This window comes from Pseudomonas sp. MYb13 (assembly GCF_002980075.1).
In the GTDB taxonomy this organism is placed as follows: Bacteria; Pseudomonadota; Gammaproteobacteria; order Pseudomonadales; family Pseudomonadaceae; genus Aquipseudomonas; species Aquipseudomonas lurida.
On sequence record NZ_PCQI01000006.1, the window covers coordinates 78,857 to 96,551 of the forward strand.

The 17,695-nt window shown below is 62.2% G+C and carries 14 protein-coding genes and 1 pseudogene; 10 read left to right on the top strand and 5 right to left on the bottom strand.

Annotation, left to right across the window (positions count from 1 at the left end; translation table 11 throughout):
- Positions 1–28 precede the first annotated feature (28 nt).
- The 4 genes from CQ002_RS13405 to edd all read right to left on the bottom strand — a co-directional run bounded on the left by CQ002_RS13405 (position 29) and on the right by edd (position 5,155).
- On the bottom strand, positions 29–1,456 hold the full coding sequence (locus tag CQ002_RS13405; RefSeq protein WP_199777319.1) for an ATP-binding protein: 1,428 nt from the start codon (positions 1,454–1,456) through the stop codon (positions 29–31).
- Positions 1,457–1,487: 31 nt separating this feature from the next.
- Positions 1,488–2,222, bottom strand: coding sequence for a response regulator (locus CQ002_RS13410; protein WP_105162791.1), 735 nt, complete (start codon positions 2,220–2,222; stop codon positions 1,488–1,490).
- Between the two features lie 153 nt (positions 2,223–2,375).
- On the bottom strand, positions 2,376–3,332 hold the full coding sequence (locus CQ002_RS13415; RefSeq protein ID WP_069078251.1) for a glucokinase: 957 nt from the start codon (positions 3,330–3,332) through the stop codon (positions 2,376–2,378).
- Entirely contained in the window at positions 3,329–5,155 is a 1,827-nt protein-coding gene (gene edd / locus CQ002_RS13420; RefSeq protein ID WP_034109184.1) for a phosphogluconate dehydratase, read from the bottom strand. The genes CQ002_RS13415 and edd overlap by 4 nt, the downstream gene beginning before the upstream one ends.
- 221 nt (positions 5,156–5,376) lie before the next feature.
- On the opposite strand from edd, the gene gap reads away from it, so the two are divergent.
- The 8 genes and pseudogenes from gap (at position 5,377) to CQ002_RS28855 (ending at position 14,332) form a co-directional block, all read left to right on the top strand.
- A complete protein-coding gene (gap, locus tag CQ002_RS13425) occupies positions 5,377–6,378 on the top strand; it encodes a type I glyceraldehyde-3-phosphate dehydrogenase (protein ID WP_034109185.1) in 1,002 nt (333 codons plus the stop codon).
- Positions 6,379–6,574: 196 nt separating this feature from the next.
- Positions 6,575–7,093: an RNA polymerase sigma factor gene (locus tag CQ002_RS13430; protein WP_069078249.1), complete on the top strand. Its 519-nt coding sequence runs from the start codon at positions 6,575–6,577 to the stop codon at positions 7,091–7,093.
- Positions 7,094–7,167: 74 nt separating this feature from the next.
- Positions 7,168–8,136 carry a FecR domain-containing protein gene (locus tag CQ002_RS13435; protein WP_069078248.1) on the top strand — a complete coding sequence of 323 codons (969 nt, stop codon included), beginning with the start codon at positions 7,168–7,170 and terminating at the stop codon, positions 8,134–8,136.
- Between the two features lie 115 nt (positions 8,137–8,251).
- On the top strand, positions 8,252–10,816 hold the full coding sequence (locus CQ002_RS13440; RefSeq protein WP_105162792.1) for a TonB-dependent receptor: 2,565 nt from the start codon (positions 8,252–8,254) through the stop codon (positions 10,814–10,816).
- A gap of 132 nt (positions 10,817–10,948) precedes the next feature.
- On the top strand, positions 10,949–11,557 hold the full coding sequence (locus CQ002_RS13445) for a biliverdin-producing heme oxygenase (protein WP_069078246.1): 609 nt from the start codon (positions 10,949–10,951) through the stop codon (positions 11,555–11,557).
- A 95-nt stretch (positions 11,558–11,652) separates the two neighbouring features.
- Positions 11,653–12,054, top strand: coding sequence for a YbaN family protein (locus CQ002_RS13450; protein ID WP_034109190.1), 402 nt, complete (start codon positions 11,653–11,655; stop codon positions 12,052–12,054).
- Positions 12,055–12,334: 280 nt separating this feature from the next.
- A pseudogene (locus CQ002_RS28850) lies at positions 12,335–13,474 on the top strand (HAMP domain-containing protein); the annotation flags it as partial.
- Between the two features lie 102 nt (positions 13,475–13,576).
- A complete protein-coding gene (locus tag CQ002_RS28855) occupies positions 13,577–14,332 on the top strand; it encodes a methyl-accepting chemotaxis protein (RefSeq protein WP_371919454.1) in 756 nt (251 codons plus the stop codon).
- A gap of 135 nt (positions 14,333–14,467) precedes the next feature.
- Here CQ002_RS28855 and CQ002_RS13460 read toward each other — a convergent pair whose 3' ends face one another.
- A complete protein-coding gene (locus tag CQ002_RS13460; protein WP_034109192.1) occupies positions 14,468–15,031 on the bottom strand; it encodes an NAD(P)H nitroreductase in 564 nt (187 codons plus the stop codon).
- A 140-nt stretch (positions 15,032–15,171) separates the two neighbouring features.
- Between CQ002_RS13460 and CQ002_RS13465 the strand changes: the two genes are divergently transcribed.
- Together CQ002_RS13465 and CQ002_RS13470 are read left to right on the top strand one after the other, a co-directional pair.
- Positions 15,172–16,599, top strand: a complete 1,428-nt coding sequence (locus CQ002_RS13465) for a di-heme oxidoredictase family protein (RefSeq protein ID WP_105162793.1) — start codon at positions 15,172–15,174, stop codon at positions 16,597–16,599.
- A gap of 31 nt (positions 16,600–16,630) precedes the next feature.
- Positions 16,631–17,695 (top strand): imelysin family protein, encoded by a 1,065-nt coding sequence (locus CQ002_RS13470; protein ID WP_034109194.1) that lies wholly within the window; start codon positions 16,631–16,633, stop codon positions 17,693–17,695.

Below are 17,695 nucleotides of genomic sequence, written 5' to 3' on the forward strand. Positions count from 1 at the left end.
CCTGCTCACACAGTGGGTGAGCGTGAATTCAGTCTAATCCGCGGGGTAGCTGCAAGGTCACCCGCAAGCCACCCTCGCGCAAATTCTGCAAACTCACTTCACCGCCATGGCTGTGCGCAATGTTGCGCGCAATCCCCAGGCCCAAGCCGTAGCCCTGTTGCTGGCCAGCCAGGCGGAAGTGCGGTTCAAACACCTGTTCAAGACGCTGTTCCGGCACGCCGGGGCCCTCGTCATCCACGTGCAGGACGAACTCCGCGCCATCGTCCTCAATGTACAGGTGGGCGTTCTGACCATACTTCAACGCGTTGTCGATCAGGTTGCCGATGCAACGCTTGAGCGCCAGTGGCTTGCCTGGGTAAGTCGTCAGAGCCCGTCCATGCTGGGTGACGCGGCCATTGCCGTTGGGCGCCAGGTACGGCTCCACCAGGCAGTCGAGCACGTGGTTCAGGTCCACCTGCTCGATGTTTTCGTGGATATCCGTGTCCTTCACGCATTGCAGCGCGCCCTTCACCAACAACTCCAGTTCATCCAGGTCACGGCCGAACTTGGTCTGCAGGTTTTCATCTTCAAGCAACTCCACGCGCAGGCGCAGCCGGGTGATCGGCGTGCGCAAGTCGTGGGAGATCGCGCTGAACAATTGGCTGCGTTCCGTGAGGTAGCGGCTGATGCGCTCACGCATGGCATTGAACGCGCGGCCCACTTCCACCACTTCACTGCCACCGCCTTCGGCCACTGGCTCTACGTCGGCGCCCAGCGACATGTCCCGTGCCGCCCGCGCCAGGCGCTTGAGCGGCCGGCTCTGCCAGTGCACCAGCAAACCGATGAACAGCAGCAGGAAACCGCTGGTCAGCACGATGAACCACACCTGCTGGGACGGCAGGCCTTGTTCTTCGAGGCTGGTGTAGGGCTCGGGCAACAGCGAGGCAATGTACAGCCATTCGCCAGGCGCGAGCTGGATCTGGGTGACCAGCACCGGTGGGTTCACCGGTTCCAGGGTCAACGCGTAGTGCGCCCAGGAGCGCGGTAGTTCATCGAGTTTCAAGCCGGCATTGAAGATGCGCAGGTCTTCCGCGCTGACGAACTCCACCGAGATATGCACATCGGCGCCAAGGGTCTGCTTCAACACCTCATCCACCGCTTCAAGCACCGCCTGCTTACGCGGCGTCTGCGGCAGGATGGCCATGTCCAATGGACGATCATTGAGGGTCACGACAAAGCGAGTGCCGCCCATGCTGCGTAATTGGTCGAGCACCAATGGCCGATACGCTACCGGCAACGAACGGAAATAACTCACGCTGGCGGTCATCGAATGCGCCAGGCTGCGGGCGCTGGTGACCAGGCCTTCGAGCTGGGTGGCGCGCAGCTGCGATACCCAGATCACGCTGGACAGCGCCTGGGCAAACAACACGGCCAGCAGGGTCAGCATCAGCATGCGCCCCAGCAACGAGCGCGGCACCGGGAGGCGGCGACGGTGCTCGGTCACATGTTCAGTGGGCATTGCCGGCAACCACGCTGGCTGCCAGTTGATAACCACTGCCGCGCACCGTGCGGATCAGCCTCGGCGGCTTTTCGGTGTCACGCAGGCGTTGGCGCAGGCGGCTGACAGCCATATCGACGATACGGTCCAGCGGCATCAGGTCACGGCCACGGGTGGCGTTGCCGATGGTGTCGCGGTCAAGGATCTGCTGTGGGTGGTCGAGAAACAATTTGAGCAGGGCAAAGTCGGCACCGGAGAGGATCACTTCTTCGCCGTCCACATGGAACAGGCGATGGCTGATCATGTCCAGGCGCCATTCATCGAATACCAGCACGTCTCCCCCCGTACTACGCTCCTGGCCAAACTGGCAGCGGCGTAACAGGGCCTTGATGCGCGCCTGCAACTCGCGAGGGCTGAAGGGCTTGCCGATGTAGTCATCGGCGCCCAATTCCAGGCCGATCACGCGGTCGGCCTCGTCGGAACTGGCGGTGAGCATGATGATCGGCACCTGCGCCTGGCGCGGGTGCTGGCGGATCCAGCGGCAAAGGCTGAAGCCGTCCTCGTCCGGCAACATCACATCGAGGATGACCAGGTCGCACGGCGCCTCGTTCATCGCCTGGCGGAACCCCGCGCCATCCGGCACGCCACGCACCTGGAAACCGGCGCGACTGAGGTAGGTTTGCAGCAATTCGCGGATTTCCTGGTCGTCGTCGACGAGGAGAATGGATTTACTGATTACGCTCACGGGGTCCTCCTTGTTGTTAGGGCCAAGCTTACGTCATTTGTTGTCCTTGAGGCCCTCTTCGCGAGCAAGCCCGCTCCCACATCCACCCCATTCCAACTGGATGCATGCGGTCGAACGAGGGCGCTGGCGAGCCTGCGAGGGAAGCCTCACTGCCTACGCAAAAGCCTGCTCCAGGGCGACTCCAGCCCCGGTCAAGCCGGAATACGGTGCGGTCACCAACCACACCGGGATGCCCCGCAAGTAGTCGCTCATGCAACCTTTGTCGCTAAAGCTCCTGGCAAAGCCACTGTTGATAAAGAAGTCGGCAAACCTCGGTATCACGCCGCCCACGATGTACACGCCACCGCGTCCACCGGTGGTCAGCACATTGTTGCCGGCGACCCGGCCCAGCCAGATGCTGAACTGGTCCAGTACTTCCATGGCCACCGGGTCACCGGCCAGGCCTGCGGCCGTGATGGCCTCGGGCGTTTCCAGTACTGGCGTGTGGCCGTCAACGGCGCAGATCGCCCGGTACAGGCGCGGTAACCCGCCACCGCTCAAGGCGGTTTCGGCGCTGACATGGCCAATCTCGGTATAGATGTGCTGCCACAGCTGGGTTTCCCGCGGGCTGCTCAGGGGCAGGTCGACATGCCCGCCCTCCCCCGGCAACGCCGCAAAGCGGCCAGCGCCAAGGTCCAACAAGGTACCGACACCCAGGCCGGTGCCCGGACCTATCACCACGGCAGGACGCAATGGCTCCGGCGTACCTTCGCAGACCACGCGGAATTCGTCGGGCTTGAGGCGGGTCATGCCCAGGGCCATGGCCGAGAAGTCATTGACCAGCAGCAGTTCGTCCACTTGCAGGGTTTTACAGAAGGCCGTCTTGCTCAGGCGCCAGTGGTTGTTGGTGAATTTGAACTCATCACCGCTCACCGGCCCGGCCACTGACAGGCACACCGCACCGATGTCGCCGATTTGCAGGCCTTCCTCGTCGAGGTAAACCTTGATCGCGTCCTCAGGGCTTGGGTAATCCGCCGTGGCATGCACCCGGATCGAATGCAGCTCTTGATCTCGCCACAACGCAAAACGGGCGTTGGTACCCCCGATATCACCGACCAGCGCTAGCTTCACTTAAGCGTCTCCAAGGCAGAGGTAAAGGCGCTGGCGCCCTGCTCTGCGGAGCTTGCGGCCAAGCGCATAAATGCAAACAGCTCGCGACCGGCCCCCACGTTATTGCCCAACAGGCCCGTGGCAGGCGCGCGCGCTGCAAATTCTCCGGCGTCCACCTTAAGCTCCAGGGTGCCCTTCACGCCATCCACGCGAATGATATCGCCATCGCGCACCCGCGCCAGTGGCCCGCCGCTCTGGGCTTCGGGGTTGACGTGGATCGCGGCGGGGATCTTACCCGACGCGCCGGACATGCGCCCGTCTGTTACCAGGGCGACCTTGAAGCCGCGGTCCTGCAACACGCCGAGGAACGGCGTCATTTTGTGCAGCTCCGGCATGCCGTTGGAGCGCGGGCCCTGGAAGCGCATCACCGCGACGAAGTCTTTTTCCAACTGGCCGGCCTTGAACGCATCGGCCAGGTCCTGCTGGTCCTGGAACACCACGGCGGGGGCTTCGACAATCTGGTGTTCCAGGGCTACTGCAGACACTTTCATCACGCCACGCCCGAGGTTGCCCTCCATCACGCGCAAGCCGCCCTCCGGCGAGAACGCTCGGGCCACGGGGCGCAGGATGGTTTCGTCGAGGCTTTCGATGGGACCTTCGCGCCAGATCAGCTCGCCGTCGACCAGGAACGGTTCCTGGGTGTAACGGCTCAGGCCCTTGCCCGCCACGGTGTTGACGTCTTCGTGGAGCAGGCCGGCCTCGAGCAGCTCGCGGATCAGGAACGACATGCCGCCCGCCGCCTGGAAGTGGTTGATGTCGGCCTTGCCGTTCGGATACACGTGGGACAGGGTCGGCACGACCTCGGAAAGGTCGGCCATGTCCTGCCAGGTCAGGATGATCCCTGCCGACATGGCGATAGCCGGCATGTGCAGCGTGTGGTTGGTGGAACCGCCGGTGGCGTTGAGCGCGACGATGGAATTGACGATGGATTTTTCGTCGACGATCTCGCCGATCGGCGTGAAGTTGCCGTTAGCCTTGGTCAGGCGCGTGACCTGGTGCGCGGCCTCGCGGGTCAGCGCATCGCGCAGCGGCGTGTACGGGTTGACGAACGAGGCGCCTGGCAGGTGCAGGCCCATCACTTCCATCAGCAACTGGTTGGTATTGGCGGTGCCGTAGAAGGTGCAGGTGCCGGGGCTGTGGTAGGACTTCATCTCCGATTCCAGCAGCTCCTCGCGGGTGGCCTTGCCTTCGGCGTAGCGCTGGCGTACGTCGGCCTTCTGCTTGTTGGAGATACCCGACGGCATAGGGCCACCCGGTACAAAGATCATCGGCAGGTGGCCGTAGCGCAGCGCGCCCATCATCAGGCCCGGAACGATCTTGTCGCAGATGCCCAGCATCAGCGCGGCGTCGAACATGTTGTGGGACAGCGCTACCGCCGTGGACATGGCAATCACTTCACGGCTGAGCAGGCTCAACTCCATGCCGGGTTCGCCCTGGGTCACACCGTCGCACATCGCCGGGGTGCCGCCGGCGAACTGGCCGACCGAGCCGACTTCGCGCAGGGCTTTCTTGATCTGTTCCGGGAAGTGTTCGTACGGCTGATGCGCCGAGAGCATGTCGTTATATGAAGAAACAATTGCCACGTTGGCGGCATTCATCATGCGCAGGCTGTTTTTGTCTTCGGTGCCGCAACCGGCCACGCCGTGGGCAAAGTTGGCGCATTGCAGCTTGCCGCGCATCGGACCGTCGCTGGCTGCGCCGCGAATGAGCGCAAGGTAAGCCTCGCGGGTGGCGCGGCTGCGGGCGATAAGCCGTTCGGTGACCTCAAGAACGCGGGGATGCATGTTTAGAACTCCAGGCTAACGGATGTGGCGACCTGAGTGTCTATGCTGATCAAACGCCCGCAGCGCATGGGATGGCAGGGAGTCGTTTGGATCATCGGACCAGTTGATTCAGGTCACTCGTTGTAGATTGAACAAAATATTGCCACTAAAAAGGCTTGTTTTCTATTTTTATGCGAATAATCTTGTAATTCTTACAACAAATCGACGACAGGCACTTTCCAATGACTCTTCGTATCGCAATCAATGGTTTTGGCCGTATCGGCCGTAATGTCCTGCGCGCACTGTATACCCAAGGCTACCGCCAGGATTTGCAGATCGTCGCCATCAATGATCTGGGCGACAGTTCGATCAATGCCCACCTGCTCAAATACGACACCGTACATGGCACTTTCGAAGCAGAGGTCGCCCACGATCAGGAAAGCCTGACCGTCAATGGTGACCGGATTGCCGTCAGTGCCATTCGTAACCCGGCCGACCTGCCCTGGGCCGCGCACAAAATCGACGTGGTGTTCGAATGCACCGGCCTGTTCACCGATCGTGACAAGGCTGCCGCCCATATTACCGCTGGCGCGCGCAAGGTGATTATCTCGGCACCGGCCAAGGGCGCGGACGCCACCGTGGTCTACGGCGTCAACCATGACATTTTGCGTCAATCCCACCAGATCATCTCCAACGCCTCGTGCACCACCAACTGCCTGGCGCCCGTGGCCCAAGTGCTGCACCGCGAGCTGGGTATCGAAAGCGGCTTGATGACCACGATCCACGCCTACACCAACGACCAGAACCTGACCGACGTCTACCACACCGACCCGTACCGCGCGCGCTCGGCGACCCAGAACATGATCCCGAGCAAGACCGGCGCCGCCGAAGCGGTAGGCCTGGTACTGCCGGAACTGGCAGGCAAGCTGACCGGCATGGCCGTGCGGGTGCCGGTGATCAACGTGTCGCTGGTGGACCTCACCGTGCAACTGAAGAAAGACGCCACGGCGGACGAAGTCAACGCACTGCTCAAGGAAGCCAGCCAGCACTCGAAGATCCTCGGCTACAACACCCTGCCGCTGGTTTCCAGTGACTTCAACCACAACCCGCTGTCGTCGATCTTCGATGCCAATCACACCAAGGCCAGTGGCAAACTGCTGAAAGTGCTGGCCTGGTATGACAACGAGTGGGGTTTCTCCAACCGTATGCTGGATAACTGCCTGGCGCTGTGCAACGCCGAGTAATCCAATGGGAGTGGGCTTGTGTGGGAGCGGGCTTGCTCGCGAATACAGACGCCTCGGTTCATCTGAATACCGAGGTGATGCATTCGCGAGCAAGCCCGCTCCCACATTTGTCCTGTGCAAAACAGCTCAAAGTGCCACTTGCCATTTGAGTTGATGATAAGCATTATCATTAACTGCAAATCGGTCTGGTATCACTGTGAGCCAATCTCGCTTCAACCACGTCTTTCTCACCCAACGGGTGATTTTGCTTCGCACCTTGCAGCGGATGGTGAACAACCACAGCACCGCCGAGGACCTGTTGCAGGAAACCTACCTGCGCGTCACCCGGGCCCTCAGTGAGCGGCCGATCGATCACCTTGAACCGTTCGTCTATCAAACCGCGCGCAACCTCGCGCTGGATCATCTGCGCGCGCGTCGCATCCAGGCCCGCACGTTGCAGGAAGATGTTCCACTGGACGTCCTGCAAAGCGTTGCCGCCCCCATCAGCACACCCGAAGACGCCACCCAGGCCGAGCAAATGCTTGAGGCCCTGAGTGTCAGCCTCGGCCAGTTGAGCGCCCGCCAACAGCAGATTTTCATTCTCAGCCGCCTGCACGGTTGCAGTTACCAGGAGATCGCCGATCAGCTGTCTGTGTCCTTGAGTACCGTGCAAAAGGAACTGAAATTGATCATGGCCATCTGTGTAGGTGTGGCCGAACGGCTGGATCGGCCTTAAGCTTCACCCGGCAGAAACGTCGACCCAAGCTGTAGGAAAGTTGAATAGAACGTGGCGAAGACCCGAGGAACACCGTGACGGACCCGAATAAACTGCGCCCCCATGAGCTCGCTCATGAGGTGTTGCAAGACACGGCTATGGACCAAGCCCTCGACTGGCTGATCGTCTTGCAGTGCCCGCAGCCCGGACAGCAAGCCGAATTCGAAGCCTGGTTGGCCAGCGACCCCGCCCACGTCCACGCCTTCGGCAAGGCCCAGGCCGCCTGGGGCGGCGCGCCCGTACACAGCGCCGCCGTCGCACTGGCCGCGCCGCGCAAACCCAGCGCCTGGCACCGGATCAAACCGCATTGGAAACCACTGGCCACCGCCGCCGTGTTGTTGATCGGCCTGTTCAGCTTCAGCAACCTGCCAGTACGCCTGCAAGCCGATCACCTCACCGTGGTCGGTGAACGCCAGCGCCTGCAATTGGACGACGGCTCCAAGGTGTTGCTCAACACCAACTCGGCGTTTTCCAGCAGCATCAAGGACCACCAGCGCATCGCACGCCTGTACCAGGGCGAGGCGTTCTTCGACATCGTGCCCAGCCATGGCGCGCCCCTGGAGATCGATGCCGGCCCCGTCCGCGCCAGCGTGCGCGATACTGCCTTCGCCGTGCGCTACCTCAATGGCGAAGCACAGGTGCAAGTGCAGCGCGGCGATGTGGACCTGAGCAATACCTTCGACGATGCCCGCGTGCGCCTGACGGCCGGTGAGAGTATCCGCATCGGGCCCAAGGGTTTCGGCCAACCCGCCAAACTGGACGCCAACAAAGATTTGGCCTGGGTGCAGGGTCGGCTGATCTTCGAAAACTGCCCGATGAGCGAGGTGCTCGCCGAATTGCGCCGCTATTACCCGGGCTGGATCGTCAACACCAACGACCAACTCGCCAGCGTCGCGGTCACCGGCAATTACCGCCTCGACCAGCCCTTGGACGTCGTGCGTTCACTGGCTCACATCACCTCGGCCAAGCTGTCGGAATACCCGGCGCTGGTGATCTTGAACTAAATGAGAATTATTTTTACTCGATAGCCGACGGTGGTACGTCTCGTCTTAGCCAATGCAACTGATTCCTATTTGTCTCGGTTCGCAACTATAAGATTCGTACCCCGGAGCGCTCTCGATGTCCTCTTGTTTCAACCGCCGGTCCTCTTCGCCCGTCCTGTCCTTGCTGACTGCAGCCATCCTGCTGGCGGGTGCGCCCGTGATGACGGCCACCGCCGCCGAACCTGCCGCACGCAGCCACGGCAACTACAACTTCAGCATCGAACAGCAACCGCTGGTCTCTGCGCTGAACGCCTTTACCGCCGTGACCGGCTGGCAGGTCGGCCTGCCGGCGGAACTCGGCCAGGGTGTGTCGTCCCCTGGCGCACGCGGGCCGCTGTCGCCGGAAAAGGCCCTGGACCGGCTGTTGGTGGGGACCAACCTGAGCTACCGCAAACTGGGCAATAACAACATCGTGCTGGAAAGACGCGCGTCGGGCGGCACCCTCAACCTGCAGCAGGTGACTATCAGCGCCACCCGCAACGAGCAGAACATCAGCAGCGTACCGAGCACCGTGACCGTGCAGGAGCGCGAGGAACTGGACCGCCAGAACGTGAATACCATCCGTGAACTGGTGCGCTATGAACCCAACGTCTCGGTCGGCGGTGCCGGTGGCCGCTCGAGCAATTCGGGCTACAACATTCGCGGCATCGACGGCGACCGCATCCTCACCCAGGTCGATGGCGTGGAAGTGCCGGACAACTTCTTCAACGGCCCCTACGCCAAGACCCGTCGCAACTACGTCGACCCGGAAATCGTCAAGCGCGTGGAGATCCTGCGCGGCCCGGCTTCGGCCCTGTACGGCAGCAGCGCCATCGGCGGCGCCGTCAGCTACTTCACCCTCGACCCCGAGGACATCATCAAGCCCGGCCAGGACTTCGGTGCCCGCCTGAAAACCGGATACAGCTCCGCCGACGACAGCTGGCTGACCTCCGGCACCGTCGCTGGGCGCGTGCAGGACCTCGACGGCTTGCTGCACCTGAGCCAGCGCAACGGCCATGAAATGGAATCCTACGATGGCAACAACGCCACGGGCCTGGCGCGCACCGGTGCCAACCCCGAGGATGCGCGCACGACCAACGTGCTGGCCAAGCTGGGCTGGAACTATGGCGATGACAATCGCTTGGGCCTGACCTACGAGAAGTACAAGGACGATCGCGACGTCAATCTTAAGAATGCCGTGGGTGGTCCGTTCACCGGCGGGCGCGGCTTCAACTTCTACCGTGCGCGGTCGGGCAACGACACCATCACCCGCGAGCGTTTTGGTATCGAAAACCGCTTCGCCCTGGACTCGCCAATTGCCGATCAGATCAAGACCAGCCTCAATTACCAGATCGCCAAGACCGACCAGTCCACCGCCGAAATCTACCAGCCGTCGCGGCGTGTCTTGCGCACGCGCGAAACCCTTTACGAAGAAAAACAATGGGTCTTCGATGCCCAGTTGGATAAGGCCTTCAGCATCGGTGACACCGACCACCAAGTCACTTATGGCACCACCCTCAAGCAGCAGAAAGTCACCGGCTCGCGCGAAGGCTCCGCCACTTGCCTGGCTGTCGGCGGCGGTTGCACGGCCATCGGCGCACCCAGCCCGACGGCCAGCGACAGCGTGAAGAAGGCCAGCGATTTCCCGGACCCGACCATCAACACTTACTCGCTGTTCGCGCAGGACCAGATCACCTGGGACAAATGGACCTTCCTGCCCGCCGTTCGCTACGACTACACCCAACTCAAGCCCAAGTTGACTGAAGAGTTCCTCAACACCGTTGATCCGACACGGATCTACGCCCACAGCGACAAGGAAAAGACCTGGCACCGCGTCACGCCAAAATTCGGCCTGACCTATGCGCTGACCGACCAATACACTTGGTTTGGCCAATACGCTGAAGGCTTCCGCACGCCTTCCGCCAAAGCCTTGTACGGCCGCTTTGAAAACCTGCAGCAGGGCTACACCGTCGAGCCCAACCCGGATCTCAAGCCGGAAAGCAGCAAAGGCGTGGAGACCGGGATTCGCGGCCACTTCGAGTCTGGTTCGTTTGATATCGCCGTGTTCTACAACAAATACCGCGACTTCATCGACGAGGACGCCTCCGTCGCCGGCGGTACCGCACAGCAATTCGAAGCCAACAACATCAAGCACGCCACCATCAAGGGGATCGAAGCCAGGGGGCGCCTGAACCTCGACGCGTTCGGCGCCCCGCAAGGCCTGTACACCCAGGGTTTGGTTGGCTACACCTACGGCCGCAACGACGACAATGGCGAACCGCTCAACAGCGTCAACCCGCTCAAGGGCGTATTCGGCCTGGGCTACGACCAGGACCACTACGGTGGCCTGCTGAGCTGGACCCTGGTGAAGAAGCAGAATCGCGTCGACAGCACCACGTTCCACGCGCCTGATGGCAGCACCACTGCCCCCTTCAAGACCCCAGGCTTCGGCGTCCTCGACCTGACCGCCTTCTACAAGATCACCAACGACGTGACCGTCAATGGCGGCCTCTACAACCTCACCGACAAGAAGTACTGGAACTGGGATGACGTGCGCAGCTACGACGGCGTCGGGGAAGCCGGTGTGACCTCCCCGGCCAACCTTGACCGCCTGACCCAACCCGGTCGCAACTTTGCGATCAACGTGATCTGGGACATTTGACGACGCCCACTCACCTCGTCGAATTTCATCGACGAGGTGAGGATTTTTTACTGTGCCGCGTCTTCTTGTTCGTCTAGTTGATAACAGCTCTCTTTCGGGCACCAAGGCGCTTCCCTTCTCAAGGACTTTTTCATGACCGCTTCCCCTACCGCAGAACGTGCAAGCCTGCGCTCCCAGCGCCTGAACCAGATTACCAACGAGCCACACACCAAGCTCGACGCCCTGGTCAAGGCCCACGCCCCGTTTGAAACCCAGGCCAATTTCGCCCGTTTCGTGGTGGCGCAGTACCTGTTCCAGTCGGAACTGGTAGCGCTTTACAACGATGCTGAACTGATCAAGATCGTGCCGGACCTGGCCGAGCGCTGCCGCGCTGAAGCCGCCAGGCTGGACCTGGGCGATCTGGACACTGAAGTGCCTGCGCCGGTCGCCGGTGCCGTGAAGAACCCAAGCAAGGCCGAAGCCCTGGGCTGGCTGTTCGTGTCCGAAGGCTCCAAGCTGGGCGCCGCATTCCTGATCAAGCGTGCCGTGGGCCTGGGCCTGAGCGAAACCTTCGGTGCCCGTCACCTGGGTGAGCCGGCCGGTGGTCGTGCCGAGGGCTGGAAAAGCTTCACCCGCACCCTGGATGCGCTGGAATTCAGCCCCGAAGAAGAAGCCGCAGTGGAAAAAGGCGCCATCGACGCGTTCGTGCGCTTCACCGTATTGCTGGAACAGGCGTACGCTACGGCCCCTGAACTGGCCTGACCCTTGGTTGGAATGCGATGAACATGTGGGAGCGGGCTTGCTCGCTCCCACACTCAGATCTCATTTCATATTGATTTTCTGTGATATCCCTGCACATGACCGGCAAAACCCAATCCACCTCGAAAATCGCCCGGATCCTCTTCGGCCTGCTGGCCTACGTCAGCCTGGGCATCGGGTTGGTGGCGATTGTCGTGCCGGGGTTGCCCACCACCGAATTCATCCTCCTCGCCGCCTGGGCCGCCACCAAAAGCTCGCCGCGCCTCAGCGCCTGGCTGGAAAACCATCGGCTGTTCGGGCCGATCCTGTTCAATTGGCGCAACGGCAAAATCATCGCGCGCCGGGCCAAGGTCAGCGCCACCGTGAGCATGCTGCTGTGCGCCTTTCTCATGCTGGTGATGCTCGATCACGGCTGGCCGATCTACCTGGCAATTGCCGGTATGAGCCTGGGCAACCTGTGGATCTGGTCACGCCCGGAGCGGCTCGCACAGCCCATATAGCGCTGCGTGTAGGCTTTTTCCTACCGCTCATCGACTGTTTCTCATGAATTGATTTGTGACGCCGATGTTTCAGACAGAGCGCTGAATGGACTTGGCCTGCACTGCGTGCCATCCAACACGTCCATTCGCGAGTGAACCTATGTTCGACACCCTCTCCATCCGCTTGAAATTCGTGCTGTTGTCCGGCCTTTGCCTGCTGGGGGTGATTGCGCTGGTCGTCAGCATCAATATCTACAACACCAACCAGAACGATCGCCTGGTGAGCGACGCCAGCTCGCGCATGCTCACCGCCAGCGTGGAGCAACTGCTCCAGGCCAAGGCTGCCGAGCAAGCAGTGCAGTTGCAGAAAACCTTTGGCGACAGCCTGGTGGCCGTGACCGCCCTGGCCGACCAGATCAAGGACCTGCGCAAGCTCGCGGCACAACGCGGGCTGGAACCCGGCGCACTGCGCGAAGCACTCAACCAGAGCCTGAAAACGGCCTTCGAACGCAACAACAAGGTGCTGGGTATCTGGCTCTCATTCGAGCCCAATGGCCTGGATGGCAAGGACAGCGAATTCATCGATGACAAGGCCCGCGTCTCCAACGAGAAGGGCCGTTTCTCCAGCTACTGGAGCCGTGCCGGTGGCGAAGGCCTGAACACCATCATGGTCGAGGACGACCTGACCAAGACCACCCTCAACCTCAGCGGCACGCCCTACAACATCTGGTACACCTGCCCACGCGACACCCGCAACACTTGCCTGCTGGACCCGTACGAAGACACCGTAGCCGGTAAACCCGTACTGATGACCACCATCTCGCTGCCGCTGATCGTGGACGGTAACGTCATTGGCGTGGTGGGTGTCGACATCGCTCTCAACGCCTTGCAAGCCAGCACCGACGCCGCACAGAGAGATCTGTTCAATGGCGCAGCGCACCTGGAGATTCTTTCCAGCACCGGGCTGATTGCCGCCTACAGCGGTGAACCGGCCAAGGTCGGCAAGAACCTGATCGACACCCTCGGTGCCGAAGGCAAGGAAATCGTGCAGCGGCTGGCGAGCGACAACCGCATGATCCGCGAACAGGACGGCACCATTCGCGCGGTGTACCCGGTCAAGCCGATTGCCGACGCCAAATCCTGGGGCGTGGTGATCAAGCTGCCCAAAGCCGTGATGCTCGCCGACAACGTCAAACTGCACGCGGTACTCGACGATGCGCAGGCAGCCGGCACCCTCAAGACGCTGCTGGTGGCCGCTGCCGCCGGCCTGCTCGGCTTGCTGCTGATCTGGCTCACCGCCACCGGCGTCACCCGGCCGATCAACAGCGTGGCCGCCATGCTCAAGGACATCGCCAGCGGTGACGGCGACCTCACCCAGCGCTTGGCGTACGCGAAGAAGGACGAGCTGGGCGAACTGGTGAACTGGTTCAACCGCTTCCTCGACAAGTTGCAACCGACCATCGCGCAGATCAAGCAAAGCATCACCGAAGCCCGTGGCACCGCTGACCAGTCCTCCGCCATCGCGCGCCAGACCAGCGAAGGCATGCAGGTGCAATTCCGCGAGATCGACCAAGTGGCCACCGCGTCCAATGAAATGAGCGCCACCGCCCACGACGTGGCCAACAGCGCCTCGAATGCCGCCAGCGCGGCACGCGGCGCCGATCAGTCGGCGCGTGAAGGTATGTCGATCATTGAGCAGAGCACCCGCGATATCACCTCCCTGGCCGAAGAAGTCAGCAAGGCCGTGGGCGAAGTCGAAGCCCTGGCGGTCAACAGCGAGCAGATTGGCTCAGTGCTGGAGGTGATTCGCAGCATCGCCGAGCAGACCAACCTGTTGGCACTCAACGCCGCCATCGAAGCGGCGCGCGCCGGGGAAAGCGGCCGTGGGTTTGCGGTAGTGGCCGACGAAGTGCGCAACTTGGCCAAACGCACCCAGGACTCCGTGGAAGAGATCCGCGTGGTGATCGAACGCATCCAGAGTGGCACCCGTGGCGTGGTTGCCACCATGCATTCGAGCCAGAACCAGGCCCAGAGCAATGCCGGGCAGATCCATCAGGCAGTGCAAGCCCTGGGCAAGATCAGCGATGCCGTCACCGTGATCAGCGACATGAACCTGCAGATCGCCAGCGCCGCCGAACAACAGAGCGCCGTGGCCGAAGAGGTCAACCGCAATGTCTCGGCGATCCGCACCGTGACCGAAACCCTCACCGGCCAAGCCACCGAGTCGGCGGCCATCAGCAGTCAACTCAATGCCCTGGCCAGCCAGCAGATGAAGCTGATGGATCAGTTCAGGGTCTGACTCGGTTGCAAAACCACTGAGATCCATGTGCGAGCCGGGCTTGCCTGCGATGCAGGCAAGCCGGTGTACCTAAAAGTACCGAGTCGATGCTATCGCAGGCAAGCCAGCTCCCACGGAGAGCAGGCTGGCGCTGGTCTAGAGACCGGTCCAGGCGCTGACAAACTGCGTCAGGTCTTCTTTAGCGGCGGTACGCGGCGGGTTCTGCGGCGTTCCCAGGTAAAGGAAGCCAATCACTTCCTCATCCGCCGCCAGCCCCAGGCCTTTGGCAACGTGGGCCGAGTAGGACAATTCGCCAGTGCGCCACACCGCACCAATCCCTTGGGCATACGCCGCCAGCAGGATGCCGTGGGCCGCGCACGCCGCAGCCAGCAGTTGCTCGGACTTGGGCACCTTGAAGTGTTCTTGCAGGCGGGCAATCACCACCACCACCAGCGGCGCGCGCAACGGGCCATTCTGGGCCTTGTCGATGGCGGCTTGCGGTGCGTCGGCGTCCTGCAGGCGTGCGGCCTCGGCCAGCAGCGTGCCCATCTGCTCGCGAGCAGCCCCTTCAACCGTCAGGAAACGCCAAGGGCGCAACTGGCCGTGGTCGGGCGCGCGCATGGCAGCGGCGAACAGCACGTCGCGCTGCTCCTGGGTCGGTGCCGGTTCCAGCAGGCGCGGCACGGAAACACGGTTGAGCAAAGCGTCGAGAGCCTGCATTGGCCACCTCCAGAAAAAAATGTGCGGTCATTCTAGCGGGAATGAATCGGGATGCCATCAAACGATAATTGCTCTTATTCATTGAGCCCCGCCCTGTTAGACTTTGCGACCCTATTTTCTGCCGTGGTCCAGGAAACTCGATGTTCCGTTCGCTACTTCGCCTGTCCGCAGCGCTACTGGCCTTGAGCCTGGCAGCCTGCGATGACGCGCCAAGGTTTACCAAGGCTGAGCCGGGTGAATCACGGGCGGGCGGCGCTGCGACGGTAAACAAGCGCGACCAGAACGCGTTTTCCCTGCCCTCGGCGAACCTGTCGCCCACCCGGCGCCTGGACTTCAGCGTCGGCAACAGTTTCTTTCGCAGCCCGTGGGTGATTGCGCCGTCCACCACCACTGCGCGCGATGGCCTGGGCCCGCTGTTCAACACCAACGCTTGTCAGAACTGCCATATCAAGGACGGCCGCGGGCACCCGCCGCTGCCCGACGCCACCAATGCGGTGTCAATGCTGGTGCGCCTGTCGATTCCGGATGCACCGGCGTATGCCAAGGCCATCGAGCAGATTGGGGTAGTACCCGAGCCCGTCTACGGCGGGCAACTGCAAGACATGGCGGTGCCCGGCGTCGTACCCGAAGGCAAGGTGCGGGTCGACTACACGCCGGTCAACGTCACGTTCAAGGACGGCACCGTGGTCGAGTTGCGAAAGCCAGACCTGCAGATCACTCAATTGGGCTACGGCCCGATGCACCCGCAGACCCGTTTCTCGGCTCGCATCGCCCCGCCGATGATCGGCCTGGGCCTGCTCGAAGCCATCAGCGACGCCGATATCCTGCGCAACACCGACCCGAAGACCGCCGACAAAGAAGCCATCGTCGGCCGCGCCAACTGGGTCTGGGACGACGCCCAGCAGAAAACCGTGCTGGGGCGTTTTGGCTGGAAAGCCGGGCAACCCAACCTCAATCAACAAAATGTTCACGCGTTCTCTGGCGATATGGGCCTCACCACCACCCTGAGACCGTTCGATGACTGCACCGACGCCCAGGTGGCCTGCAAACAGGCCCCCAACGGCAACGGCGCCGATGGCGAGCAGGAAGTCAGCGACAATATCCTGCGCCTGGTGCTGTTCTACACGCGTAACCTGGCCGTGCCGGTACGCCGTGACGTCAACACGCCGCAGGTGCTGGCCGGGAAAAACCTGTTCTATCAAGCGGGCTGCCAGGGTTGCCACACGCCGGCGTTCACCACGTCCGCCAACGCCGCCGAACCGGAACTGGCCAACCAGGTCATCCGCCCCTACAGCGACCTGCTATTGCACGACATGGGCGACGGCCTGGCCGACAACCGCACCGAATTCAAGGCCGGTGGCCGCGACTGGCGCACGCCGCCGTTGTGGGGCATCGGCCTGACGCAAACCGTGAGTGGCCACACCCAGTTCCTGCATGACGGCCGCGCCCGCAACCTGCTCGAAGCCGTGCTATGGCACGGCGGTGAAGCACACGCGGCGCGCCAGCATGTGTTGTCCTTCAATGCCGAGCAGCGCGCTCAGTTGCTGGCGTTCCTGAATTCTTTATAAGCTTTGCCCCAATTACAGAAGGGAGCTCGACATGTTCCGTCCCAAGTTGTTGTTCACCAGCCTTGCCGCCCTCGCCCTCGGTGCCTGCTCGCCCCAGGACCCGCAAGCGGTGACCTCGGCGGCCATCGCCAAGCAAGTGATCCTGCCAACCTACAGCCGTTGGGTCGAAGCTGACCGCCAGTTGGCCGTCAGCGCCCTGGCCTACTGCCAGGGCAAGGAAAGCCTGGACACCGCGCGTGCCGACTTCCTCCACGCACAAAAGGCCTGGGCCGAGTTGCAACCGCTGCTGATCGGGCCGCTGGCCGAGGGCAACCGCGCCTGGCAGGTACAGTTCTGGCCGGACAAGAAGAACCTGGTAGGACGTCAGGTCGAGCAACTGGTTAGCGCCCAGCCGCAGATCGACGGCGCCGCCCTGGCCAAGTCCAGCGTGGTGGTGCAAGGCCTGTCGGCCTACGAATACATCCTCTATGACGCCAAGACCGACCTCGCCGACGACGCCCAGAAGGCCCGTTACTGCCCACTGTTGGTGGCCATCGGTGACCGGCAGAAGGCCCTGGCCGAAGAGATCCTGGCCAGTTGGAACAGCACCGACGGAATGCTCGCGCAGATGACCAAGTTTCCAAACCAGCGCTACGCCGATTCCCACGAAGCCATCGCCGACCTGCTGCGCGTCCAGGTGACCGCACTGGACACCCTGAAGAAAAAACTCGGCACGCCGATGGGCCGCCAGACCAAGGGCATTCCACAACCGTTCCAGGCCGATGCGTGGCGCAGCCAGTCGTCCCTGCAAAGCCTCGAGGCCAGCCTCGCAGCGGCCCAGACCGTGTGGGTCGGCGTCGACAACAAAGGCCTGCGTGGCCTGCTGCCGTCCGAGCAGAAGCCGTTGGCCGACAAGATCGACGCGGCCTATGCCGCGTCGCTGAAACTGTTCGCCAGCAACCAGCGCACCCTCAATGAACTGCTGGCCGATGACGCCGGTCGCCAGCAGCTCAACGATATCTACGACAGCCTCAACGTCGTCCACCGCCTGCACGAAGGCGAACTGGCCAAGGCGCTGGGCATCCAATTGGGCTTCAATGCCAACGACGGTGACTGA